The organism is Alistipes ihumii AP11 (genome assembly GCF_025144665.1).
GTDB classification, from domain to species: domain Bacteria; phylum Bacteroidota; class Bacteroidia; order Bacteroidales; family Rikenellaceae; genus Alistipes_A; species Alistipes_A ihumii.
Genome location: NZ_CP102294.1, coordinates 2,373,924 through 2,397,724, shown reverse-complemented (window position 1 = coordinate 2,397,724; position 23,801 = coordinate 2,373,924). Strand labels below are relative to the sequence as shown.

The window sequence follows — 23,801 nt, the reverse complement described above, 5'->3', positions numbered from 1 at the left end:
AACATGATTCTCAATAGCCGCTTTCATCACCACCATCACCGCTCCCGGAAGCACCGGTAGGCCGATGGCGTCTGTCTGAACGCGAAGCGAGATTCAACTCATACGGCGAGGCTTACCGAAAACGGTGCCTCGCTTTTTTTATTCGCGAACGAATCAAACGAAAAGGATATGCTGAGAATAGCGATTCAAGCCAAAGGAAGGCTCAACGAAGAGAGTATCGGACTGCTCGCCGAGGCGGGCGTATCGATCGAGGACAGCAAGCGCAAGCTGCTCGCGCGCAGCGACGGTTTCCCTCTGGAAGTGCTCTACCTGCGCGACGACGATATTCCTCAGGCCGTGTCGATGGGCGTGGCCGACCTGGGAGTCGTCGGCCTGAACGAAGTCGAGGAGAAAGGTTTCGACGTGGAAATCGTCCACCGGCTCGGATTCGGCAAGTGCCGGCTGTCGCTGGCCGTCCCGAAAACGGAGCCCTACGACGGTCTGTCGTACTTCGAAGGCAAACGCGTCGCCACGTCCTATCCGGTCATCTTGTCGCGCTTCTTCCGGGAGAAAGGCATAGCGGCCGAAATCCATGAAATCGCCGGTTCGGTCGAAATCGCCCCGTCGGTCGGCATGGCCGACGCGATTTTCGATATCGTCAGCTCGGGCGGCACGCTCGTCACCAACGGGCTGAAGGAGGTCGAGCAGGTACTCTTCTCGGAAGCGGTGCTCATAGGCGGCCGTGCGCTGAGCGACGACAAGCGGCAGATCCTCTCGCAATTGCTGTTCCGAATCGAGGCCGTCGAGCGCAGCCGGGGCCTGAAGTACGTGCTGATGAACCTGCCTCACGCGAAGATACCCGAGGCCGTGCGCATTCTGCCCGGCATGAAAAGTCCGACGATCCTGCCGCTGGCGCAGGAGGGCTGGAGCTCGATGCACGTCGTAATCAACGAACGCGAGCTGTGGAGCAAAATCGAACAACTCAAGGCGATCGGGGCCGAGGATATTCTGGTGCTGTCGCTCGAAAAAATGATACGCTGATGCGAATTACGGTGAATCCCCCAAAAAGCGAGTGGGCCGATCTGCTCCGCCGTCCGCAGATCGACGCGCCGGTCATCGGCGAGCGGGTGGCGGCCATACTCGAACGGGTCCGCGCCGGAGGCGACCGGGCCGTGCTCGATCTGACCGCCGAGATCGACTCGGTCGCGCTCGACTCGCTCGAGGTCGCGCCCGAAGAGATCGAACGGGCCGAAGCGGCCGTCTCGCCCGAACTCAAACGTGCCATCGCGACGGCGGCCGAGCATATCGAACGGTTCCATGCCGCCCAGCGGCCTCGGACGGTCGATTTGGAAACGGCTCCCGGCGTGCGGTGTCTCCAGCGGGCCGTGCCGATCCGACGGGTCGGGCTCTACGTGCCGGGCGGATCGGCTCCGTTGTTCTCGACCGTGCTGATGCTGGCCGTTCCGGCCCGCGTAGCCGGCTGCGAACAGATCGTGCTGTGCACCCCTCCGCAGAAAGACGGAAGCGTAGCCCCCGCCGTGCTGTATGCGGCGTCGATCGCAGGCGTCCGGCGCATATTCAAGGCAGGCGGCGCGCAGGCGATCGGAGCGATGGCTTACGGCACGCAGAGCATCCCGCGCGTAGACAAGATTTTCGGACCGGGCAACCAGTACGTCACGGCTGCCAAGCAGCAGGTCGCCTCGTCTTCCGTTGCGATCGATATGCCGGCCGGGCCTTCCGAAGTGCTCGTCATGGCCGATTCGACGGCCGTTCCGGCATTCGTGGCCGCCGACCTGCTGTCGCAGGCCGAGCACGGGCCCGACTCCCAGACCGTCCTGCTCACTCCGTCGCGCGGGCTGGCCGAGCAAGTCGCCCGGGAAGTGGAGCGACAGCTCGCCGCGCTGCCTCGCCGGCAAACGGCCGCGCTCGCGATCGAGAACAGCCGTATCGTCGTGCTGGACTCTCCGGACGAGATGATCGAGATGAGCAACGCCTACGCGCCGGAGCACCTGATCCTGTCGGTCGAGGAGCCGTGGGCCGTCGCCGAGCGCATCACGGCCGCAGGAAGCGTCTTTCTGGGCAACTACACGCCCGAAAGCGCCGGCGACTACGCCTCGGGAACGAACCACACGCTGCCGACCTACGGCTGGGCCCGCTCGATGAGCGGAGTGAACCTCGACAGCTTCCTCCGCAAGATCACCTATCAGCAGATCACGCCCGACGGACTGCGCGGCCTCGGCCCGACGATCGAGACGATGGCCTCGGCCGAGGGCCTCGACGCGCACCGCAACGCCGTGACGATCCGCCTCGAATCCCTGTAAGGACACGTTATGAAGAACGATATGGACATACGCGAACTCTATCGCCCGAACATCCGTTCGCTGGCCCCCTACTCGACGGCCCGCGACGAGTACCGAGGCGAACTCGGCATCTTCCTCGACGCGAACGAGAACCCCTACGACAACGGCTGCAACCGCTATCCCGATCCCCGGCAGCGCGAGCTTAAGCGGCGCCTGTCGGAAATCAAGGGCGTCGCCCCGGAGAAAATATTCGTCGGCAACGGATCGGACGAGCCGATCGATCTCGCATTCCGCATTTTCTGCGAACCGAGACTGCACAACGCCGTGTCGATCGCGCCGACTTACGGCATGTACAAGGTGGCCGCCGCGATCAACGACGTGCCGATGCGCGAGGTTCCGCTCGAGCCCGACTTCTCGCTCGACGAGCGGAAGCTGCTCGCGGCGACGGACGGCGATACGCGGCTGCTGCTGCTCTGTTCGCCGAACAACCCGACGGGCAACTGCTTCCCGCGCGCGCAGATCGAGCGCATCGTCCGCACGTTCCCCGGCATCGTCGTGCTCGACGAGGCCTATATCGATTTCGCCGACACGCCGGGCCTGCTCGGCGAGTTGGACCGCTTCCCGAATTTGATTATCTTGCAGACGCTCTCCAAGGCGTGGGGCATGGCCGGGCTGCGGCTCGGGCTCGCATTCGCTCAGGAAGAGATCGTCGAAACGCTGAGCCGCGTGAAATACCCGTACAACATCAACGTCATCACGCAGCGGGCCGTGCTCGAACGGCTGGAGACAAGCATCGACGGTCAGGTAGCCGAGATCGTCTCGGAGCGCGAGCGGGTGGCCGAGGCGTTGCGCACGCTGCCTGCGGTCCGGAAGATTTACCCGTCGCAAGCCAATTTCCTGCTCGCCCGGTTCGACGATCCGAGGGGCGTGTACGAGCGGCTGATCGGCGAGGGAATCATCGTACGCGACCGCTCGCGCGTCGCGGGCTGCGAGGGCTGTCTGCGCATCACGATCGGCACGCCCGCCCAGAACGACCGGCTGATCGAAACGCTGAAAAACGAAACCGCATGAAACGCGTCCTTTTCATAGACCGCGACGGTACGCTGGTCGTGGAGCCGCCCGTCGACTACCAGCTCGACTCGTTCGGCAAGCTCGAGTTCGTCCCGAAGGCCATCGGCTCGATGAGCCGCATCGCGACGCTCGGCTTCGAACTGGTCATGGCCACGAATCAGGACGGCCTCGGCACCGAATCGTTTCCCGAGGAGACGTTCTGGCCCGTTCAGAACCTGATTATCAAGACACTCGAGGGCGAAGGCGTACATTTCGACGACGTCCTGATCGACCGCACGCTGCCCGAGCAGAACGCCCCGACGCGCAAACCCGGCACGGGAATGTTCGGCCGGTACCTCGCGGGCGGGTACGACCTGAAAGGCTCCTACGTGATCGGCGACCGGCTGACGGACGTCGAGCTGGCGCGCAACCTCGGCGCGAGGGCGATCCTGTTGCGCGAGACGGAGCAGGGACGGAGCATGGCCGAGCAGAGCGGTCTGTCGGACGTCTGCGCGCTGATTACCGACGACTGGGACCGGATATGGCAGTTCCTGCGCGCCGGAGAGCGCACGGCCGTCGTCGAGCGACGCACGCGGGAGACCGACATCCGGGTCCGCCTCGATCTGGACGGCAGTTCGACGTCGAGGATCGACACCGGACTGAAGTTTTTCGACCACATGCTCGACCAGATCGTGCATCACGCCGGCATATCGCTCGACCTGCAGGTCCGGGGAGACCTGCAGGTTGACGAGCACCATACGATCGAGGACACGGCCATCGCGCTCGGAGAGGCGATCCGCCGAGCGCTCGGATCGAAGCTCGGCATCGGCCGCTACGGCTTCTGCCTGCCGATGGACGAGTGCCGGGCCGCCGTGCTGCTCGACTTCGGCGGACGCATCGAGCTGGTCTGGAACGCCCGCTTCTCTCGCGAGTACGTCGGCGACGTGCCGACCGAAATGTTCCGCCACTTCTTCAAGAGCCTCGCCGAATCGGCCCGCTGCAACCTGTACGTCGAGGCCGAAGGGGAGAACGAGCACCACAAGATCGAAGCGATATTCAAGGCATTCGCGCGCGCGCTGCGCACCGCCATCGCGCGCGACAACTTTCATTTCGAGCTGCCGAGCAGCAAAGGAACGCTATGATTACGATCATCGACTACGACACGGGCAACCTCCGTTCGGTGGCCAACGCCCTCGGACGGCTGGGAGCCGAATACCGGATTACGGCCGACCCGGCCGCGATTCGAGCGGCCGAACGGGTCCTGCTTCCGGGCGTCGGCGAGGCTTCCAGCGCGATGGCCAAGCTACGCGAGCGCGGACTTCCGGACGTGATCCGCTCGTTGAAATGCCCCGTGCTGGGCATCTGCATCGGCGTGCAGCTGCTGTGCCGCCGCAGCGAAGAGGGCGACACCGAATGCCTCGGCATTTTCGACAACGAGGTCCGCAGACTCCGGACCGAAGGGCTGAAAGTGCCCCACATGGGCTGGGACAGTATCGAAGACCTGCGCGGGCCGCTGTTCGACGGCCTCGACGAAGGCGCATACGTCTACTACGTCCACTCCTACGCGCCGCAGACGAACGCCGACACGATCGCCCGGACGACCTACGGAGAGACGTTCAGCGCCGCGATCCGGCGCGACAACTTCTTCGGAACGCAGTTTCACCCGGAAAAGAGCGCTTCGGTCGGCGAGCGCATCCTGCAAAACTTTTTGAGACTATGATCGAAGTCATTCCCGCCATCGACCTGATCGGAGGCCAGTGCGTCCGGCTCACACAGGGCGACTACGACCGGAAGACCACCTATTACAAAGATCCGCTCGACGCCGCCCTGCGGTACGAGGAGTGCGGCGCAGGACGTCTGCACCTGGTCGATCTGGACGGGGCGAAAGCCTCCCGTCCGGCCAATCTCGGCGTGCTGGAGCGGATCGCCGCACGCACCTCGCTCGAAGTGCAATACGGCGGCGGCATCAAAAGCACCGAGGCGCTGCGCGACGTGTTCGGCTCGGGGGCTTCGCGAGCGATCTGCGGAAGCATCGCCGTCGCCCGGCCGGACCTGCTGCGACAGTGGCTGACCGAGTTCGGCCCGGAGCGGATCGTGCTCGGGGCGGACACCCGCGACGGCCGCGTCGCCGTCAACGGCTGGCAGGAAGCCTCCGCAATCGGAGTCGAGGAACTGATCGGACGGTTCGCAGACAGCGGCCTGCGGCAAGTAATCTGCACCGACATCGCCAAAGACGGCATGCTGTCGGGCCCGTCGGTCGACCTGTACCGGAAACTGCTCGAACGTTTTCCCCGGATCGAACTGACCGCCAGCGGCGGCATCAGTTCGTGGGACGACATCGAAGAGCTCGACCGAGCGGGCGTGCCGTGCGTCGTCGTCGGCAAGGCGATTTACGAGGGCCGGATCGGCTTCGACCGGCTGGAAACGCATTACGGCGCGGCCGAGCGGTAAAGCAAGGGGCGCAATACCCGAACTCCGCCGTCGGCCACCCGACCGAAAGCGTAACGGCAGGAGGCCGCGCCCGAAACGAAACCCTCCGGTATCGGAAAATCCGGTCCGGAACGAGATAACCCGAATAAAACGACAGAAACGTGTTAGCCAAACGCATCATACCCTGCCTCGACATCAAGGACGGACAAACCGTCAAGGGGATCAACTTTCTCGGTCTGAAGGACGTGGGCGACCCGGTCGAACTGGGGCGACGCTACGCCGAACAGGGAGCCGACGAGCTGGTCTACCTCGACATCAGCGCGACGCAGGAGGGCCGGCGCACATTCGCCGAGCTGGTCACCCGCATCGCTGAGCGGATCAATATTCCGTTCACCGTCGGCGGCGGCATCGCATCGGTCGAGGACGCGGGACGACTGCTCGCCGCCGGAGCCGACAAGGTGACGGTCAACAGCGCCGCCGTGCGCAATCCGGAGCTCATCAGCGACATCGCCTCGAAATACGGCAGCCAGTTCGTCGTCGTCGCGATCGACGCCAAGCAGGCTGACGGCCGGTGGCGCGTAACGACGCACGGCGGCCGCCGGCTCACCGACCGGGAGCTTTTCTCCTGGGCCGCCGAGGCGCAACGGCGCGGAGCGGGCGAGATTCTGTTCACGTCGATGGACCACGACGGGACGAAAAACGGCTACCCGTGCGACACCTACGCCCGGCTGTCGGAGCGGTTGTCGATTCCCGTTATCGCCTCGGGCGGGGCCGGATCGGTGCGGCACATCGCCGATGTGCTGACACTCGGCAAAGCCGATGCCGCGCTGGCAGCCAGCATTTTCCACTACGGCGAAATACCCATTCCATCACTTAAGCGACAATTGTACGAACAGCATATAACCGTCAGATTATGATAAAATTCAGCGAACTGAACACAGCCAAGAGCTGCGAGGGACTGGTTCCCGCCATCATTCAGGACGACGACACGCGTCAGGTCCTGATGCTGGGCTACCTCAACGAAGAGGCATTCGACAAAACGGTGGCCGAAGGCCGCGTCACATTCTTCAGCCGCACGAAAGGCCGGCTGTGGACCAAAGGCGAAACGAGCGGCAACTATCTGCATGTCAAAAGCATCGCAAAGGACTGCGATGCGGATACGCTACTGATCCGCGTCGTTCCGGCAGGCCCGGTCTGCCACACGGGAAGCAAGACCTGCTTCGGCGGCCGCGAGAACGAGGGCTTCATCGGGCTGCTGCAGTCGGTGATCCGGCAACGTCACCGCGACATGCCCGAGGGTTCGTACACGACGAAGCTCTTTACGAAAGGAGCGGCCAAAATCGCGCAAAAGGTGGGCGAGGAAGCCGTCGAGACCGTCATTGAGGCCGTTGCGAACAACAATCCCGATCTGGTTTACGAGGCATCGGACCTGATCTACCACCTGCTCGTGCTGCTCGAGAATCAGGGCCTGTCGATCGCCGATCTGGAGGAGGAACTGGCCAAAAGGCACAAATAGGCACGCAAAATGCGGATATTTTGCTACCTTTAGGACCGTATTCAAACCATTCAGCTAACAACGAACGACATGGACGATAAGAAAATCGGTATCGCCAGCGACCACGCCGGCTACCAGCTCAAGGAATTCATCATCGGCTACCTCGACTCGAAAGGCTACGACGTGCACGATTTCGGCTGCCACAGCGAGGAGAGCTGCGACTACCCCGACTACGCGCACCCGCTGGCCGAGGCGATCGAAAAGGGAGAGCTTCCGCGCGGCATCGCGATGTGTGGCAGCGCCAACGGCATCACGATCACGCTGAACAAGCATCAGGGTATCCGCGCGGCGATCTGCTGGGAGCCCGAAATCGCGTCGCTCGCGCGCAAGCACAACGACGCGAACGTATGCTCCATGCCCGCCCGCTTCATCGACCGCGACACGGCGATCAGGATCGTCGACACCTTCCTCTCGACCGAGTTCGAGGGCGGCCGGCACCAGCGCCGGATCGACAAGATCCCGGTTTCGGGATGCGGATGCGGGAAGTAGCCGATCCGACCCCAAACGTATGATTCCAAGCGCCCGCTCCGGCGGGCGCTTTTTTCGTCGCGCACCGTTGCGAAATTATCGCTACATTTGTCCCAAAATTCGGACAGGTTATGAAATACGTCTTCACGCTGCTGATTTTTCTCGCCGCCGCGACTTCCGGCAGGCTGCACGCCCAAATCAAGAAAAAAACGCCCAACGGATACCCGACGCTGTACGACTACCGTACGAACAATCCCGACGGAAGCCGCATCTACTATGCCGACAAGCGGTCGGCGGCCCTGATGAAAGTGAGCCCGGGCAACGACTACAAGATCGAATGCAACGAGGCCATGGACAAGGACTACCTGACCGACAGTCTGTGGGGCATCGTCTACAAAGACACGGTCTATCTGAACTGCAAGCCGTTCTCGGGACTCGACTGGTACGCCAAGGCCGAATACGGGACAGGCAAGCGCTATCTGTACCTGAACATCGCCATCCCGCTGAACCCGAAATACAAGAGCATTCTGGGCGACTACTCGCAGGCTCCGGCCGTCAAGACCGGAGGTTCGATCCCGAAGATCGGCGGCCTGATCGGCGGAGCGGTCAAAGGCGCCGTCGACAGGCTCTCGACGCGCATTCCCGTGATCTACGACACCGAAACCGGGCAGTGCCGATGCCTCACCACCGAATTGCTGTACAGCTTCTCGCAGAAATATCCCGAACTGAAAAGCCAGTTCGGACTGGTCAAGATCGAAATGCTGTCGGTCTACGCGTTCCGCGATTTCGCCGAAGCGCTCAACACCGCCGACGAGCAGGAAAAACTGAAAGCCAAGCAGGCCGAGCAGCAGGCGGCCGAAGCCGAGGCGAAAGCCCGTGCCGAGGCCGAACGCGCCGCAGCCGATTCGGTCGCGCAGGCGGCCGCTGCTCCGGCCGTCGATTCGACGAACCGTTCCGACAAAGGCGAAACGGTTTCTCCGACCGAAACGACAGACTCCGGCGAAGCCAGCCAGCCGGCTCCGGCGCAGGTCCCGGCTACGATGGACGATCCGAACAAGGTGCAGGTCAAGATTCCGGTACAAGTCCCGGTCCAGTAATCCGTGAAAGCTCATTCCCGTTGAAAGGAGTCGGGCAACGGACCGCTCCGGTCCGGATGCAGGTCCGACGGGTCCGTTCGGGAAACGACAAAGGATTCTTTCCGAAACGCTTTCCGCAATCTCTTTCCGCTGCGGTCCGGCAGATGCTCGGCGCGCAACCGACGGGAACGAACTCCCGCCCCGAAAGACACTCGTCCCGCCTCCGCCGCATCCCCGGCGACCGGACCGTCCCGGCAACCGATACCGTGACGGCCACGCGGCATCGGGACCGGGAGAGAAAACCCGTCACACGATCCGCAACCGGTTCGTCATAAAATACTGAAATACGCCGCGAAGCACCAGAAACAGCAGGAAAGCGAACCACAGCGCATCGTTTCCGGCCACGTCCCTCAATCCGTAATAAGCGGCGAAAAAACCGACGGTCGACAGAAAGACCGAATTGCGCATCACGGCCGTGCGCGTGGCACCGATCAGCACGCCGTCGATCAAAAAAGGCGCAAAAGCCACCAAAGGAATCACGATCAGCCAGGCCACGTAATCGCCAGCTCCGACCAGAATCTCCCGACTGTCGGTAAAGAGCGAGAGCACGCTCCGCCATCCCGCCGCATACAGGCCGACATAAAGCGCGGCAACCGCCGCTCCCCATACGAGCAAAGCCCGGACGCACCGGCGCAGCATCGGCGCGTTGCGCGCTCCGACATACCTTCCCGCCAATGCCTCGCCGGCATAGGCGAATCCGTCCATCAGATAGGAAAACAGCGTGAAAAGCTGCATCAGCAGCATATTGACGGCCAGCAGCGTGTCGCCCATGCCCGACGAAGCGGCCGTGAAGAACGTGTAGACGATCACGATGCAGGCCGTTCGCAGGAAAATATCGCCGTTGATCCGGAAGAAAGCCGTCATCGGCCGGAGCCTCAGGCTGTCGCGCAGATCGACGTAGCGGCCGAAACGGCGGTAGTAGCGCAGCCAGAGCGCTACCGACAGCAGCAGCCCCGTATACTGCGCGACGACGGTTCCCCACGCGACGCCCGCGATACCCCACCCCAGCCCGAGCGCGAACCACAGACAGCAGAGTATATTGACCAGATTGATCGCGATCGAAATATACATCGGGAAGCGCGAGTTCTGCATGCCGATGAACCATCCCTGAAACGCGAACAGCGAAACGGTCGCCGGAGCGGCCCAGATCCGCGCATAGAAATACTCGGCCGCATAGTCCATCGTATGCGGCGTGCCGTCCATCATCCGGAAGGCCAACCGTCCGACAGGCTCCCGAAAGAGGATCAGCAGCACGGCCGCCAGCAGAGAGACGCTCAGCGCGCGGACCAGCACGGCCGTAATCTCCGGGAAATTCCGGGCCCCGTACGACTGCGCGGTCAAACCGCTCGTTCCCATGCGCAGGAACGCGAAGTTCCAGTAGATGAAGTTGAAGACCGACGTACCGATGCCGATCCCTCCGATCAGCGCATCGTCGCCCAGATGCCCGACGATGGCCATATCGACCATGCCCAGCAGCGGAATCGTGATGTTCGACACGATATTCGGAATGGCCAGAGAGAGTATCTTGCGGTTCATGGAGGCAAAGGTATCACATTTTCGTCATTCGTCCACCGGAGCGCAACGCCCGATCGAAAAGCACGCCTTCGGTTGCCGCGCTCCGGCACGGAACGGGCGGCCGGACAGAAAGCGAGCGATCCCGATCGGGCTCCGCCGCGAGGCTCGTTGGATTGTCCGGGCTGCGAAAACCCGTCCGAATCACGCCGGGACCGACCGCTCCGCTCGGGCATCCCTTGCAAGAATACATGGCAGAAGCGAACGATACAACGAAGCCCGATCATATATTTTATGTAACGGTTTTCGAGTTTCCGGTTTCTCCGCATGAAATCGCTTGACGAAAAGGACTTCATGGTAGGGACGCAATACGAGACCGCAAGCCACGGCTGACGGATATGGAAACTCCGGATGCGAGAACTTTGGTACATTGAAGCATATAATCGCCCGACGAAGATACCGTAATCGACGAACGACGGCCGGACACGCGGCGCCCAGACCCGACCGGTCCGGAACACGCGCCGCGCACCGAAAAGACATGCGTCATGGACCGCCGGACGGACGCCTCGTTCCGCAACCGGCGGACGAATTAATCGGAAGCCGCGCACCGAATTCCGGGAAAAAGCGGTATCTTCGTAACGACAAGCGCAACACTTCCATGGAACACTACGAAGAGATACACGGCCGCGAGCATGACAGCGCGCTGGCGGTCAACAAGGGAATCGAACAACCGCCGATCGTCAATCCCCATTTCCGCAAAGTAAGGCGGCAGCGAATGACGACCGACCAGTACATGGAGGGCATCCGCTCGGGTAACATCACGGTCCTGTCCCAAGCGATCACGCTGGTCGAAAGCCTGTTGCCGGAACACTACGCTCAGGCTCAGGAGATCATCGAGCGTTGCCTGCCCTATTCGGGCGGTTCGGTGCGCATCGGCATCACCGGCGTGCCGGGCGCGGGCAAGTCGACGTTCATCGAGGCGATCGGCGACATGGTCACCGGTCTCGGGCACAAGCTGTCGGTACTGGCGATCGACCCGAGCTCGGAACGCAGCAAGGGCTCGATCCTCGGCGACAAGACCCGCATGGAAACGCTCGTGCACAACCCGAAAGTATTCATCCGGCCCTCGCCCTCGGCCGGATCGCTCGGCGGCGTGGCGCGCAAAACGCGCGAGAGCGTCATCCTGTGCGAAGCGGCCGGATTCGACGTGATCTTCATCGAAACGGTCGGCGTGGGCCAGTCCGAGACAGCCGTCCACTCGATGGTCGACCTGTTCCTGCTGCTGCAGATCGCCGGAGCCGGCGACGAGCTGCAGGGCATCAAGCGCGGCATCATGGAGATGGCCGACATGATCGCGATCAACAAGGCCGACGGCAACAACGTGCAACGGGCCGAAGTGGCCAAAAGCCACTTTGCGAACGCGCTGAACCTGTTCCCGATGCCCGATTCGGGCTGGCGTCCGAAAGTATACACCTGCTCCGCCGTCGAGAAAACGGGACTGAGGGAAATCTGGAGCGGCATCGAGGACTTTCTGAAATTCACGCGCGGCAACGGCTACTACCAGCGCAACCGCCACCGGCAAGCCAAATACTGGATGTACGAGACGATCCACGAGGCGCTGCGAGAGAGTTTCTATCGCAACGAGGCCGTCGAATCGCGGATCGCCCGATACGAGGAACTGGTGCTGTCGGACAAAAAAAGCTCGTTCGTAGCGGCCCGCGAGCTGCTCAACAGCTATTTCGAAGACATCCGGAAATAAGGGACAAACCGGCCGGACTGCAGCTCGCCGCCACGACCGCACGTTCCGATACATCGATTCCGTTCCGAATGTCCGCGGTTCTCCGTTGAAAAGCCGCAGACCGGACGGGAAAGCGGGTCCGAAGACCGGCCCGGTTTCCGGCGCTTGCCGTAAACCGGAACCGACGAAGCGTACATTGCCCGAAACCGGGGACAGCCACCTCCGCGTTATCGGGCATAACGGATCGCCGCCTCGATATTGATGCCGCTCTCCCACGGACGGCAGCCGCAACCGCTCGGCCGGCCGTCGACATAATACTCGACCCATGCTCCAGCACCGTCGCGCAGGCTCATCATCCGGTCGTATACCTCATCCCGCAACGGATGTCCCGTCTCGCACAACGCATAGAGGAACATGCCGAAGTCGTAGCCCAGTATGCGATCCTGTCCGGAAATTTTCCCGGTTCGTTCGTACAACGCGATCACATCGTCCAAAAACGCCCGCTTCTCGCTCTCCGAGAAAAGTTCCGAGCCGATATAAACGGGAAACAGATTGGCCGACGGGATGCTGAAAAGTTCCGGTTCGGGAAGCTCGACGGCCGCATGGTCCTTGGTCATGCAATCTTTGCAAAAATAGAGGCATCCCTTGAAATGGTACGTCTCGGGAAAATAGTCGAAATGCCCGGGATACAGGCAGACGCCGGGCCGGGTCGGCGGATAGGCGACTTTCCGTTCCCGCCGGGGATTGTTAACGTACAGATGCCCGTCGCGGCAGAAATTATCGCGGAACCGCTCGCTGCACTCGTCCGCGTCGCGCTCCAAGGCTCCGATCCGTGCAGCGCTCCACAGCCCCTGCTCGCGGACGAAGCGGATCAGCCGGCGGCTTCCCTCGACGAACAGCAGGGTCGCCTCGGCCGAGCCGTGATACATCACCTGACGGGGAACCACGCCCCCGGCGATATAGGTTTCGTCGCCGTTGAACGGCAGCATACCGTCGATCAGATTCCGCTGCTGGGCCTCGGTCGCCCACTCGAGCATCGGCATGATTTCGCGCAGGAAAGCCGTATCGCGCGTCTTGCGATAGTAGTCGAACGCCTGCACGACCAGATAGCCCGTAATCTCCGTCTCGTCATTCTCGTGCCGGTGGAAAATGCCGGGGTAGCCGATCGCCTGAGCGTTATGGATCAGGCCGCTGCGCTGCCACACCCGCCAGTAGAAGTCGAGTATCATCCGCGCGCGCTCCCACTCGCCCAGCGCGAGCAGCGCCCGCGAAACGCCGTACTGGTCGCGGACGTAGCCCATATGATAGATGATGCCGGCCAGTACGGAGCCTTCGGACGACTGCTGGCTGCGGATCAGTGCGGCCGCGTCGTCGACGGCCTGCAGAAACTCGCGCCGCCGTTCGCCCGACAGAGCCGATGCCGTGACATTCGGCCGGCTTGCGGACCGGGATGCCGTCTTCAACAAGGCAAGCCCGGAAACGGAGGCGACCCGGGCCGTCTCTCGGTCGAGTTCTTCCCGGGAGCGGGCGGCGATCACGTACAGCGCGCCCTCGCCCGGCGAGGCGGTCAACGTCAGCTCACGTCCGTTCTCCCCGGACCGCTCCAAACGGACCGTTCCGGTAGTCACGAGCCGGTAGCAATAGCCCGCAGGACTTCGGTACGTACTGTAGAACGGAACGCCGGCCCTCAGATCGACGCGAAAGACGCTCCGCGCGTCGGTCCACGAGACGGGAAGTCCGTCCTCCGCGCAGCTCAGGCTCTCCTCGAAAGGACGGTAGCGTTCCTCCAGCTCGACCCCGAGCCGGTAGCGGACCGGCCGCTTCTGCCGGAAAAGCCGCACGAATACCGGACTGCCGTCCGCGACGAAATCGGTATGCCGGCCCGCAATCCCATGACCGTCCCGAAGCCGGTGATTCCATACGGAAGAGCCGGCCTCGCGCTCCGAGGCTACCTGCAGTCCGTCGCACAGGCTCAGCGTAAGCAGGGAGGGGGAAGAATAGGGCGGTCCGAAAATTTGCAGGATGTCGGCGCCGCGACCGTAAACGCACAGTTCGCCGTTGCCGATCGCATGAATGCCCGGAACGTCCGCATTGCCGGAAGCGTCGCCGGAGGCTACCGCAGCCGCCTGTCCCAACAAGAGCAGGCAGACCGGCAGCAGATGTCGGAAAAGTTTCATCGTATCGAAATTTAGGTCAGCAGTAGGAATGATTGTCCTTCAGGCGAATATACGAAAAAAACGGACAAAAGGGAAAGCCGCGGCAAGGATTCGTCTTCGGAATCGCAATGCTCCTCGAGAACCGGATACAAAACGACCGCCTAACGAGTAGGAGGGAAAGGTACGAAGGGGTGCGTCCGGAGAAAAGGTCCGAGCGGGTGAGTCCGGACGGAAAAGTCCGGCGGGAGGCACCCGGCCGGCCGATGCCGGACTTCCTCCCGGGTTTCATCGCACGGACAGGAAGCGCCGCAACGGTATGCGCTCCGGATGCGAAACGGCAGACATCCCGCGATCCGCAAGAGCGATCCGAGTCCGATCGCGCATCCGTACGACCGTCTTTTCGGACACGCCCGCGCGAACAATCCCATACGAACCATACAGACCGCTTCCGACCATTTTCCGGAACCGTCCGACCTCTCTGCCTCCGAGCCGTGCCGTCCTGATACGAGATAGCCGCTCATCGGCGTTCGCGTCCGGAATTGACCTGCGGCCCGCGGCCGCACACCCGACACCGAGTCGCCTTTCCGGCGAAAAGAATTTCACGCCATGAAACCGAAAGCGCTGAAAATTCGACGGTCGGTACAGCAAAGCAGACAATGATTGCTTCGATGTATCAAGGTGCCGCACCCGGAGTTTCTATATTCCGCCAGTCGCGGCTTGCGGTCACAGGTTGCATATCCGATCCAGTCTCTACCGCGAAGTTTCTTCCGACGGAAGCGATTTCATACGGAGAAACCGGAAACTCGAAAACCGGTACGATAAAGCATACGATCGGGGCAAAATACATGAATCGGAAGCGCCGACGACGACACGCCTTTTCGACAGCTTTTACCGCCTCTCGATCCGTTCGACGCGGCGGCATGCCTCCCGCACCAGTGCCACCGTATCCGTCCCGATCAGCTCTCCGCGCTCGACCAGAATTCTCCCGTCGACAAGCACGGTATCGACATCGGTCGATTTGGCGTTGTACACCAGACCGGCTATCGGATCGTTACCCGGCGCCCAATGCGGCCCGCCCATGTCGACCAGAATCAGGTCGGCCCGGGCTCCCGGCGCGACAACGCCCAACTCGCCCTCCATGCCGACCGCGCACGCTCCGCCGACGGTCGCCATGCGCAGCGTCTCGTATGCCGGCAACACGCTCGCATCGCCGGTAGCGACTTTCTGCAACAGCGAGGCCGTGCGCATCTCGTCCCACATATCGAGGTCGTTGTTCGAGCAGGGGCCGTCGGTTCCGATGCCGACCGTCAGGCCGCGCCCGATCATCCGCGCGACCGGAGCGATCCCGCTGGCAAGCTTCATGTTGCTCTGCGGATTATATGCGACCGACACCCCGTAGCGAAGCAGGATGTCCATATCCTCCTCGGTCAGGTGCACGCAGTGCACGGCCAGCGTCGGATAGTCGAAAACGCCCAGGTCGCGCAGGTACTCGGTCGGGGTCTTGTCGTAGCGCTGCCGAATCGTCTCGGTCTCGGAACGCGTCTCGCTCAGATGGACATGAATGCCCAAGCCGTATCTTTCACATAAGGACAAAGCCTTGCGAACGGATTCCGGCGAGCACGTATAGGGAGCGTGCGGCGCGATGCGCACGCCGAGGCGCCCCCCGTCCGCCCCGGCATAGCGTTCGACCAGACGGACGGTCTCCCGCTCGAACGCTTCGTAGTTCGTATCGATAAAGGCCGGGCACACGACAGCCCGCATACCGCTCTCGAGCACGGCCTCGGCCACGCGGTCGGCATGCCAGTACATATCGACGAAAGTCGTCGTCCCGCCCAACAGCATCTCGGCGATCCCGAGGCGGGCTCCCAGGTAGACGTCGTCGCCCGTCAGCTTCGCCTCGAACGGCCAGACCCTGTCGGCGAGCCACTCCATCAGCGGCAGGTCGTCGGCATAGTTCCGCATCAGCGACATCGCCACATGGTTGTGCAAATTGATCAGGCCCGGCATCAGCAACTTCCCTCCGGCGTCGATCACGCGCCGCGAGCGGTTCTCCGACTCCGTTCCCCGATCATCGGACCCATTGTCCGGAGTCGCCGGAAGAACCGACGATATGCGGCCTCCGGAAATGGCGACCGATCCCCTGAAAAATTTCCGGGGATCGTTTGCCGAAGCCGTCATAGGCAAAATCAACGCATTCCTTATCAGTATGTCCATATCTTTCCCATATAAGATAGAGGCCTCCCTCCCGCCGACACGAGGGGAGAAGAACCGGTCATGCGCAAGAGCAAAACCCGCTCCGCGCTACTTCGTCCCGACCGAGCCTTGCACCGTCAAAATGTGCATTTTTTCCGGCGTATTGGCGTATACCTTCAAGGCTCTCAGGTAGTCGCCCGATTGCTGTCCGCGCGGATTGAACGTAACGGTCAGCACGGCCGTGTCGCCGGGCATGACGGGCCTCTTGGAGAATTTCGCCTGCACGCATTCGCAAGACTTGGCCACTTTCAACACGACCAACGGCTCGTCGCCCGCATTGACGAAAGCGACCGACTCTGCGACCGGCGCGCCTTTCGGATCGGCCGGTCCCAAATCGACCGATTTTTTCAAAAACTTCAGGGACGGCTGTCCGCCGAGCGTTCCGGCAGCGAGCGCGAGCGAAATAAGAAGCAGAAAACGTCTCATAGGATTTGGTATCGAAAATTCGGCGAACGAACCGACAGACGACAGAACCGGACGTCCCCCCTGCCGCTCTCCGGGCGGATTCCGCAAAAACGGTCCCTCCGCAATCGGGGGGGCCCTTACGCCGGCAAGGATTTATTGCATCCGGAAATTATAGGTGATCGTACCGGTCTGCGACAACGGCGCGCTTTCGTCCACATTGAACCGCGCGCCCCTCGCGGCTCTCAGCGCCGCGTTGACGAGTACGTTGTTTTGCGTCGTGGATCCCTTGGCCCGGTAGGCGGCCGAGGTAACCCGTCCCTGCTGATCGACGACGATCTCGATCACGACGCGTCCCTGATCCTTCGCACGGTAGTCGGGACTCGGCAGACCGCCGACCAGCGAACGGCCCGAAAGACTGGCCGAATTGCCGTCCGTTCCCGTTCCGGTCCCCTCGTGACTGCCTTCCGGCGTTCCGGCCAGATCGCCCTGATTGCCCGTCCCGGTTCCGGTGCCTTCGCTGCGCGAAGAGCTGCCCTCGGTCCGACCGGGGAAAAGCGCCTTGCGATTCACCTCGCGCGGCTTCTCGGCCGGCTGCTGAGGCTTCGGCTGGGGCTTGGCCTGCACCTGTTCCTTTTTCGGTTTCTTCTCCGGCTTCTTTTCCTCTTTCACCACGGGCACGTCCTCGTCGGTCTGCTGCGTCATCTGCTCCTGCTCGTCGGGCTGAGCCTCCGAAGGTGCCTGCGTCTGCTGCGGAGCGTCGGCCGCCTCGTCGTTCATCGCCAGATCCTCGCCGGGCGCAGCTTCGGTCACGTTGCCGAAATTGATCATCAGCCCCTCGCCCGTATCGGGCGGCTCGGCCAGCGTGAAGCGAACGAGCAACAGCAGGAGCAGCACCAGCGCCGCGTAGGCGAACGTCGCCGCCGCGCCGATGACACGCTGCTGCGTGCGGTCCTCTTGCTGAAAGTCGATCATATGCCTTCTATTCGGGCCTCGTGGCCGCAAATATCTTGTACTTGTTCCGCATGGCGATGTTCATCACCTTGATGACCTCTCCGAACGGGACCGTCTCGTCGGTATGCAGCGAGATGACCGGGTCTTCCTGCCCTTGCAGACGCGTCTGCAGAGCCGCCTCCAGCTTGTCGAAAGCGATCGGCTCGGTCTCCAGATAATAGGTCAGATCGGCCGTAATGGAGACGGAGGTCGCAGCCTTGTCCTTGATCTGGTTCGAGCTCTTGGGCAAGGTCAGCTTCACCGCATTGGGGTTGATCAGCGTGGTCGAGAGCATCATGAAGAGCAGCAGCAGGAAGATCAGGTCCGTCATCGACGAGGCGCTGAATCCGACCTCTACTTTCGACCCCCTTTTGATAGCCATAGTCTTGCGTTTTTATCCGTTATCAATCAGGCGACTACTGCTCGATGGGCTGGTTCAGAATATCCATGAAAGCGATCGAGTTGGCCTCCATCTGGAACACGAGCTTCTCGATGCGCGCCACCAGGTAGTTGTAGCCGAAATAGGCCGGCACGCCGACGACCAGACCGCCGACGGTCGTCACCATCGCGACGTACATGCCGCTCGCCAGCACCGTCATGTCGACCGTTCCGCCCGCCTGCGACATATTCATGAACGCTTGCACCATACCGACCACCGTACCCAGAAATCCGATCATCGGCGCGCCGCCGGCGATCGTCGCCAAAATCGGAAGTCCCGTCTCGAGCTTCGACACCTCGAGGTTGGCGACGTTTTCGATCGAGCTCTGCACGTCGCTGAGCGGGCGACCGATGCGGCCGATTCCTTTCTCGATCATGTGGGCGATCGGCGTATTGGTCTGGCGGCAGAGCTGTACGGCGGCTCCGATCCGTCCCTCGCAGATATGCTCCCGAATCCGGTTCATGAAATTCATATCGACGGCCGAAGCCTTGCGGATCGCCCAAAAGCGCTCGAAAAAGATGAAAACGGCCACGCCGCCCAGAATCAGCAGAGGCCACATCAGAAATCCGCCGGCCAGAAAGAGTTCGCCCAGCCCCATCGTCTTCGGAGCCTGCTCGGCGGCCACCGCCACCGCTTCGGTTGCTTGCAACAGGATCATCATATCTTCAATAAAGAGTTTTTTAGTTTTCCGGTCATTCCCTTCGCGGGCCCGGCAACGCCCACATACACATACCGCCGCTGCCGAATCACAAAAATACGCTTTTTCATCGAAATCGCATCGCGGACCGGCGATTTGTGGACATTTTTATTTCCCGTCCGCCGCTACCTTCAGACTATCGGCCGCAGCCTTACGCTCGGCCTGCCGCAGCTCGCGCGACAGACGCCGGCGCTGCCGGCGGTCCTTGATGTTCCGGATCAGATCGCCGAAGTTGTCGAAGCTTTGCCGGTAAGAAATTCCCAAACCGCTCTCCTGCAGGCCCTGATTTTCGTCGAACCGGTCGATCGTCCTCGTGAAAGCCTTGACTTTCAGATTGCCGGCTTCGTCGAGCAACAGACTGAGCGTCACGTCGCCGGTCAGGCTGTTGGCCGTCCGGTTGTTCATCGGCATGCCGTTGCCCGTATCGTAGCTGACGTCGCCCTCGACGATCAGCCGGTCCTTGATCAGCTCGCCGTAGAACTCCGTGCCGAACTCGTCGGACGTCTCCTCGCTCTTGGGCCGGAACTTCGGCGCCAGCCGGAAACGATCCGTCGAGAGCAGATTGCTCAGTTGGGTCGACAGGAACTCGATGCCCGTCACGGTCGCGCCCATCGCGCCGATATTGAGGTTCTGGCTCGTACCCGAATTGTCGGCATAGAAGCTCTGCGTGGCGAGCAGCCAAAGGAACTGGGTCGACATCATCTCCTGCGTGTTCATCGCGTTCCGCACGAGCGACTGGGTTTCGGGATCGGTGTTCGGCACGCTGACGTCGAACGTCAGCGTAGGCTGCGTGAGCCGGTCCGACAGCCGGATAATACACTCCACGGGCACGTTGCGCCGCAGGTTCTGCCCTCCTCCGCTCCCGCTGAGCAGCGGAGCCAGCGATGCCTTCAGTTTGTACACGGCGGTGATGTTCACCAACGCGTCGGCCGGATCGCCCGTCCACTGAATGTTGCTTCCCTCCTGAATCAGAAAGTTGCGCGTGGCGAAATTCTGAAGCGAGAAACGATAGCTTCCCTCCGTAATATCGTAGTCGCCATAGATCGTAAACTCCTTGTCCACCGGATTGACATGCAGGTTCAGCGTTCCGTTGCCGCGCCCGCGCAGCACGTTGTCGCCGGCCTGATCGAGCGTCAGCTGCATCTCGGCGTTCGGCCGGATGTCGAGCGCCATCTTGATGTCCATATCCGACCGAAAACTCTCGCGGCCCATCCGGCGCGAAAGGAACTGTCTCCGGCGCGAAACGCTCCGAAGGCTGTCGTCGGCAGCCCGCTTGGCCGGATCCTCAAAAACGATGAAGTCGGCTGCCGAGATATCGGACCCGCCGTTGCCCAGCGGCAGGAAAAAGCGGGTATTCTCGGCCGAGGCCGCAACGATGTCCATGCTCACGCCGTTCTTGTTCCCGCGGATCGTCGCGCTACCGGTAGCGTAGACGCTCCCGTAAAACAACTCGTTCTGCCGAGGGGTCGTGTTCAGTACGAGCGTGCGGTCGGGCCGCACATGCACCTCGTAGCTCAGGTTGCGCGGATTGGCAAAACTGAAGCTCATGTCGAATCCGGCCCGGCCGCCCGACGGCCCGTACAGCTCGGTAGGTCGCAGCGTCATCGTGTTCCGGCGGACATCGATCACGGCGTCCGACATCGTATAGGGAACGTTCGTGTAATCGACCGTCGAGCGGAACGTCCCGACGCCGATCGTCCCGTCGAGGGTCAGCTTCCCGCCGGGATTGGTAAGCCGCAGCGAAGCATCGGCCATGCCCTGCGTTTCGCGCAATACGCCTTTGAGCACCGGATCGAGCAGCGAAAGATCGATCCTGCGCAGATGCACGTCGGCCTCCAGACGCTTGTCGGCGGGCGCATAGAATCCTTCGACGATCGAGCTGTCGGCCGCACGGTCGATCAGCCTGAAAAGCGCCCGGCGAGACTGCAAGTCCCACCGGCTCTCGAAGCGGCTGTCGACTAACGGAACTCCGTTGACGCGCACGCTGTCGAAATCAATGCCGGCGCGGAGCACTCCGCCTCCATAGGCCGATATCAGCTCGGCCGAGCCGTTGGTCACGCCCTCGAAAGCGTAGCCCTGACGCTCGGCGAAGCGGGAGAACGGTTTCAGGTCGAACCGGTGCAACTGCAAGCGCAGCGTATCCCGATCGCTACGCGAGGCCACGCCGTCGACGGACAGCCGCTGCTGTCCGCTGGAGATGCTGAACCGGTCGACGTCGATCCGCGTGGAGTCGAAAACGATCTGCCGGGCCCAGATTCTCCAGGTCCGCCCGTTGGTCGTGAAAGACGAGGGATTGAAACGGACGCGCACCTGAGGAACGCCGCTTTGCGGGTCCCGGCCGAGCGTGGAGGTCGTACCGAGCAGGGCATAGGTCCCGTTGTCGGAGTTGTTGAACCGCGCGGCCAGGTTGATCCGGTTCTCCTTAGCTCCGCCGATCACCGAAAAATCGGGCATGTACATTCCCTTGGCGAACAGGTCGGCGGCCGTCACGAAAAGCGAAATCGAATCGCCCTGATTGCGGCAGGAGGCCTTGAGGTCGGATACGAAAAACCGCTCGTTCTCGATCAGCTCCGAGTCGAGCGTCAGCGAGAAGACATCGCTCTCGGGATTGAACAGGAAGACCAGCTTGGTCCCCTGAGCGAGCCTGAGCCCCGGAGAGAAAATACCCGCCACGTTGTTCGCGCGCTTCACGTTCACGTCGAGCAGGTAGTAACTGTCGATACGCGAGGCCCCGGCTACGGAAGGAACCGAATCCTCGGCCGTCCGGGGCCGCTCCGAGAGCGAAGGCAGATAGGAACGCAGCGTGTTGCTGAAATACGAGAACATGTTCTCGTAGCTGAGCTTGCCCCGCAGCTCGGCGTCGGCGAAAGGCGAGTACAGCCCGATCAGCTTGCGGTCGCTTCCGTTCTCGGCAAGCAAACGGATACGACCCGTCCGGACCGTATCGAGCTGGTTGACGTAGGTCATGTCGAAAATCTCGGCTTCCCCGTTGATGTTGTCGAGCGAAGTGCCCGATGCCTGCGCATGCAGTCCGCAGCGCACCCGCGACACCGTGTCGCGCCGGTTGAAATGCAGCTCGTGCAGATCGGCGTTGACCAGATTCAGGTCGAAATGATAGACGGGCTGCTCGCCGTTGAAATCGAGATCGCCGTCGAAATCGAACGTCATGTTCGGATCGTCCGACGCGATTTTCCCGGTAAACCGCCGGTTTTCGAAACAGCCGTCCAGCGCAATGTCCCGATAGGCGTAATCGTTGAACTCGAGTTTCGGAACCCGGGCGCGGGCATTCATCCGGAAACTCTGTCCGAATTGTCCGCTCACGTCGGCCGAGAGCGACACCCGGCCCAGCTTGGAAGCCTCGAGCAATCGCCCGACGCCGAAATCGGCGGTACCCAGCCGACCTTGGAAACCGGTCGCGCCGCCCTCGACCGGGCGGATGTCGAAATCGACCGAAGCCTCGCCCGCATCGGTCCGCAAGCGGCCGTCGGCTCGGAAATCGCTGAACAGCCCGTCGAAATGGCCCGAAAAGGCGATCCGCCCCATCCGCTCGACGAGCGGCAGGCTTTTCCCCAGCGAGCGTCCCGCTATGTCCTGCACGAAGTACTCGATATCGGCCGCATCGGTATGTAGCGACGAAACGTCGAACGAAAAGCGCGTCTCGGCCACCTCGGGCAATCCGTCGATTCCGAAACGAAGGCTCAGCGTCGTGCTGCGTGCGGTCGCTCGGCCGATACGGCCTTTCATTGCGGATACCGGCCCGTCGACGGAGCCCGAGGCATCGCGCAGCACCGTCTGCCAGCGCCGCAGTCCCTGAGCGAAATAGGCGATGGTACGGAAACTGACCGTCGAGCGGCTGAATTCGGAGCGTATGCGGACGTCGTTCAGGAAATCCTTATACCCTTTCCACGTGTCGTAGTCGAAATAGAGATAGGCCATCCGCACGTCCGACTCGTCGGTGGTCAGCCGCAGATCGTCGAAGCGCATGCCCGTTCCCGAAATGCCGAACGCCGGCGTCGAAAGGTTGCGGATATGCAGACCGCAGCGTTCGCGCAGCGTCAGCGAGTCGATCGCCAAAGCGACGCTGTCTCCCTCGACCGAAACGTCGCGGACCTTCAGACTGAAGCGGCGCACGTCCAGATCCGTGAAATTGACGCCGTACTCGCGAGGCTTCACATCGAACTTGCGATGCCGGAAATCCATGTCCCGGATCGTTACGCCGGCGGCATGAAGCCGGAATTTTCTTTTCTTTTCCCGTTTCTCCTTGCGCTTGATTCTCTGCAATATCTGTCTCAGATTGCTCGTCCGGGTGCTGTCCTGCATCAGATCGAAACGGACGTCCTCGAGGCCCACATGGCCGAGCGTCACGGCCCCGGTAAAGACATTCAGGCTTTGCAGGGGCACAACGATCCGCCCCGCGTACAACAGCGTGTCGCCATGGTAATCCTGCACATAGAAGCCGTCGAGCGTCACCCGGCTGAACAGCTTCAGATGCAGCTTGTCGACCGAGACGACCGTCTGCAACTTGTCGCTCAGAAAACCGGCGGCAGCGCGGCGCGCGAAATCCTGTATCCAAGGCAAATAGAGCAGCAGCGACAACGCCACAGGCAGAACGATCAGCGCAAGAATCGCCGCCGAGATGAAAGATCGTATTATTTTTATAACTTTGCCCATCGATCGCACCTTCCGAGGCATA

Annotated in this window: 19 protein-coding genes; 11 read left to right on the top strand and 8 right to left on the bottom strand. The window is 61.9% G+C overall.

Annotation, left to right across the window (positions count from 1 at the left end):
* Nucleotides 1–168 precede the first annotated feature (168 nt).
* From hisG to NQ491_RS09610, 10 genes are all read left to right on the top strand, one after another.
* Nucleotides 169–1,020 carry an ATP phosphoribosyltransferase gene (gene hisG / locus NQ491_RS09655; protein ID WP_019245772.1) on the top strand — a complete coding sequence of 284 codons (852 nt, stop codon included), beginning with the start codon at nt 169–171 and terminating at the stop codon, nt 1,018–1,020.
* The gene (gene hisD / locus NQ491_RS09650) at nt 1,020–2,300 is read left to right on the top strand and encodes a histidinol dehydrogenase (RefSeq protein ID WP_019245773.1); all 1,281 of its coding nucleotides are present in this window, start codon (nt 1,020–1,022) and stop codon (nt 2,298–2,300) included. Before hisG ends, hisD begins: the two co-directional genes overlap by 1 nt.
* 21 nt (nt 2,301–2,321) lie before the next feature.
* Nucleotides 2,322–3,350 (top strand): histidinol-phosphate transaminase, encoded by a 1,029-nt coding sequence (gene hisC / locus NQ491_RS09645; RefSeq protein ID WP_390620796.1) that lies wholly within the window; start codon nt 2,322–2,324, stop codon nt 3,348–3,350.
* A complete protein-coding gene (gene hisB / locus NQ491_RS09640) occupies nt 3,347–4,471 on the top strand; it encodes a bifunctional histidinol-phosphatase/imidazoleglycerol-phosphate dehydratase HisB (protein WP_019245775.1) in 1,125 nt (374 codons plus the stop codon). Before hisC ends, hisB begins: the two co-directional genes overlap by 4 nt.
* A complete protein-coding gene (hisH, locus tag NQ491_RS09635; protein WP_019245776.1) occupies nt 4,468–5,049 on the top strand; it encodes an imidazole glycerol phosphate synthase subunit HisH in 582 nt (193 codons plus the stop codon). Before hisB ends, hisH begins: the two co-directional genes overlap by 4 nt.
* Nucleotides 5,046–5,780 carry a 1-(5-phosphoribosyl)-5-[(5-phosphoribosylamino)methylideneamino]imidazole-4-carboxamide isomerase gene (hisA, locus tag NQ491_RS09630; RefSeq protein ID WP_019245777.1) on the top strand — a complete coding sequence of 245 codons (735 nt, stop codon included), beginning with the start codon at nt 5,046–5,048 and terminating at the stop codon, nt 5,778–5,780. The genes hisH and hisA overlap by 4 nt, the downstream gene beginning before the upstream one ends.
* A 140-nt stretch (nt 5,781–5,920) precedes the next feature.
* Nucleotides 5,921–6,676 (top strand): imidazole glycerol phosphate synthase subunit HisF, encoded by a 756-nt coding sequence (gene hisF / locus NQ491_RS09625; RefSeq protein ID WP_019245778.1) that lies wholly within the window; start codon nt 5,921–5,923, stop codon nt 6,674–6,676.
* Nucleotides 6,673–7,275: a bifunctional phosphoribosyl-AMP cyclohydrolase/phosphoribosyl-ATP diphosphatase HisIE gene (hisIE, locus tag NQ491_RS09620; protein WP_019245779.1), complete on the top strand. Its 603-nt coding sequence runs from the start codon at nt 6,673–6,675 to the stop codon at nt 7,273–7,275. The genes hisF and hisIE overlap by 4 nt, the downstream gene beginning before the upstream one ends.
* A gap of 69 nt (nt 7,276–7,344) precedes the next feature.
* Nucleotides 7,345–7,803, top strand: a complete 459-nt coding sequence (gene rpiB / locus NQ491_RS09615; RefSeq protein WP_019245780.1) for a ribose 5-phosphate isomerase B — start codon at nt 7,345–7,347, stop codon at nt 7,801–7,803.
* A 110-nt stretch (nt 7,804–7,913) separates the two neighbouring features.
* Entirely contained in the window at nt 7,914–8,879 is a 966-nt protein-coding gene (locus NQ491_RS09610; RefSeq protein ID WP_026089627.1) for a DUF6563 family protein, read from the top strand.
* Between the two features lie 285 nt (nt 8,880–9,164).
* On the opposite strand, the gene NQ491_RS09605 is transcribed toward NQ491_RS09610, so the two are convergent.
* Nucleotides 9,165–10,454 (bottom strand): MATE family efflux transporter, encoded by a 1,290-nt coding sequence (locus NQ491_RS09605; RefSeq protein ID WP_019245781.1) that lies wholly within the window; start codon nt 10,452–10,454, stop codon nt 9,165–9,167.
* 634 nt (nt 10,455–11,088) lie between these two features.
* Here NQ491_RS09605 and meaB point away from each other — a divergent pair.
* Complete coding sequence (gene meaB, locus NQ491_RS09600) at nt 11,089–12,189, top strand: methylmalonyl Co-A mutase-associated GTPase MeaB (protein WP_026089628.1); 1,101 nt, start codon at nt 11,089–11,091, stop codon at nt 12,187–12,189.
* Nucleotides 12,190–12,395: 206 nt separating this feature from the next.
* Here the strand turns inward: meaB and NQ491_RS09595 are convergent, their stop codons facing one another.
* The 7 genes from NQ491_RS09595 to NQ491_RS09565 all read right to left on the bottom strand — a co-directional run bounded on the left by NQ491_RS09595 (nt 12,396) and on the right by NQ491_RS09565 (nt 23,779).
* Nucleotides 12,396–14,345, bottom strand: a complete 1,950-nt coding sequence (locus NQ491_RS09595; protein ID WP_019245783.1) for a glucosidase family protein — start codon at nt 14,343–14,345, stop codon at nt 12,396–12,398.
* A gap of 867 nt (nt 14,346–15,212) precedes the next feature.
* Complete coding sequence (locus tag NQ491_RS09590) at nt 15,213–16,538, bottom strand: amidohydrolase (protein WP_026089629.1); 1,326 nt, start codon at nt 16,536–16,538, stop codon at nt 15,213–15,215.
* 87 nt (nt 16,539–16,625) lie between these two features.
* Nucleotides 16,626–17,003, bottom strand: coding sequence for a DUF1573 domain-containing protein (locus NQ491_RS09585; RefSeq protein ID WP_019245786.1), 378 nt, complete (start codon nt 17,001–17,003; stop codon nt 16,626–16,628).
* A gap of 132 nt (nt 17,004–17,135) precedes the next feature.
* Entirely contained in the window at nt 17,136–17,954 is an 819-nt protein-coding gene (locus NQ491_RS09580; RefSeq protein WP_019245787.1) for a TonB family protein, read from the bottom strand.
* Nucleotides 17,955–17,961: 7 nt separating this feature from the next.
* On the bottom strand, nt 17,962–18,354 hold the full coding sequence (locus NQ491_RS09575; protein WP_019245788.1) for an ExbD/TolR family protein: 393 nt from the start codon (nt 18,352–18,354) through the stop codon (nt 17,962–17,964).
* A 34-nt stretch (nt 18,355–18,388) separates the two neighbouring features.
* The gene (locus tag NQ491_RS09570; RefSeq protein WP_019245789.1) at nt 18,389–19,072 is read right to left on the bottom strand and encodes a MotA/TolQ/ExbB proton channel family protein; all 684 of its coding nucleotides are present in this window, start codon (nt 19,070–19,072) and stop codon (nt 18,389–18,391) included.
* Nucleotides 19,073–19,216: 144 nt separating this feature from the next.
* Complete coding sequence (locus NQ491_RS09565; RefSeq protein ID WP_157365666.1) at nt 19,217–23,779, bottom strand: translocation/assembly module TamB domain-containing protein; 4,563 nt, start codon at nt 23,777–23,779, stop codon at nt 19,217–19,219.
* Between the last annotated feature and the right edge of the window lie 22 nt (nt 23,780–23,801).

Excerpts from the sequence above, each read along its gene's own strand:
- hisG (WP_019245772.1), top strand. The coding sequence starts at position 169 with ATGCTGAGAATAGCGATTCAAGCCAAAGGAAGGCTCAACGAAGAGAGT.
- hisD (WP_019245773.1), top strand. The coding sequence starts at position 1,020 with ATGCGAATTACGGTGAATCCCCCAAAAAGCGAGTGGGCCGATCTGCTC.
- hisC (WP_390620796.1), top strand. The coding sequence starts at position 2,322 with ATGGACATACGCGAACTCTATCGCCCGAACATCCGTTCGCTGGCCCCC.
- hisB (WP_019245775.1), top strand. The coding sequence starts at position 3,347 with ATGAAACGCGTCCTTTTCATAGACCGCGACGGTACGCTGGTCGTGGAG.
- hisH (WP_019245776.1), top strand. The coding sequence starts at position 4,468 with ATGATTACGATCATCGACTACGACACGGGCAACCTCCGTTCGGTGGCC.
- hisA (WP_019245777.1), top strand. The coding sequence starts at position 5,046 with ATGATCGAAGTCATTCCCGCCATCGACCTGATCGGAGGCCAGTGCGTC.
- hisIE (WP_019245779.1), top strand. The coding sequence starts at position 6,673 with ATGATAAAATTCAGCGAACTGAACACAGCCAAGAGCTGCGAGGGACTG.
- rpiB (WP_019245780.1), top strand. The coding sequence starts at position 7,345 with ATGGACGATAAGAAAATCGGTATCGCCAGCGACCACGCCGGCTACCAG.
- NQ491_RS09610 (WP_026089627.1), top strand. The coding sequence starts at position 7,914 with ATGAAATACGTCTTCACGCTGCTGATTTTTCTCGCCGCCGCGACTTCC.
- NQ491_RS09605 (WP_019245781.1), bottom strand. The coding sequence starts at position 10,454 with ATGAACCGCAAGATACTCTCTCTGGCCATTCCGAATATCGTGTCGAAC.
- meaB (WP_026089628.1), top strand. The coding sequence starts at position 11,089 with ATGGAACACTACGAAGAGATACACGGCCGCGAGCATGACAGCGCGCTG.
- NQ491_RS09595 (WP_019245783.1), bottom strand. The coding sequence starts at position 14,345 with ATGAAACTTTTCCGACATCTGCTGCCGGTCTGCCTGCTCTTGTTGGGA.
- NQ491_RS09590 (WP_026089629.1), bottom strand. The coding sequence starts at position 16,538 with ATGGACATACTGATAAGGAATGCGTTGATTTTGCCTATGACGGCTTCG.
- NQ491_RS09585 (WP_019245786.1), bottom strand. The coding sequence starts at position 17,003 with ATGAGACGTTTTCTGCTTCTTATTTCGCTCGCGCTCGCTGCCGGAACG.
- NQ491_RS09580 (WP_019245787.1), bottom strand. The coding sequence starts at position 17,954 with ATGATCGACTTTCAGCAAGAGGACCGCACGCAGCAGCGTGTCATCGGC.
- NQ491_RS09575 (WP_019245788.1), bottom strand. The coding sequence starts at position 18,354 with ATGGCTATCAAAAGGGGGTCGAAAGTAGAGGTCGGATTCAGCGCCTCG.
- NQ491_RS09570 (WP_019245789.1), bottom strand. The coding sequence starts at position 19,072 with ATGATGATCCTGTTGCAAGCAACCGAAGCGGTGGCGGTGGCCGCCGAG.
- NQ491_RS09565 (WP_157365666.1), bottom strand. The coding sequence starts at position 23,779 with ATGGGCAAAGTTATAAAAATAATACGATCTTTCATCTCGGCGGCGATT.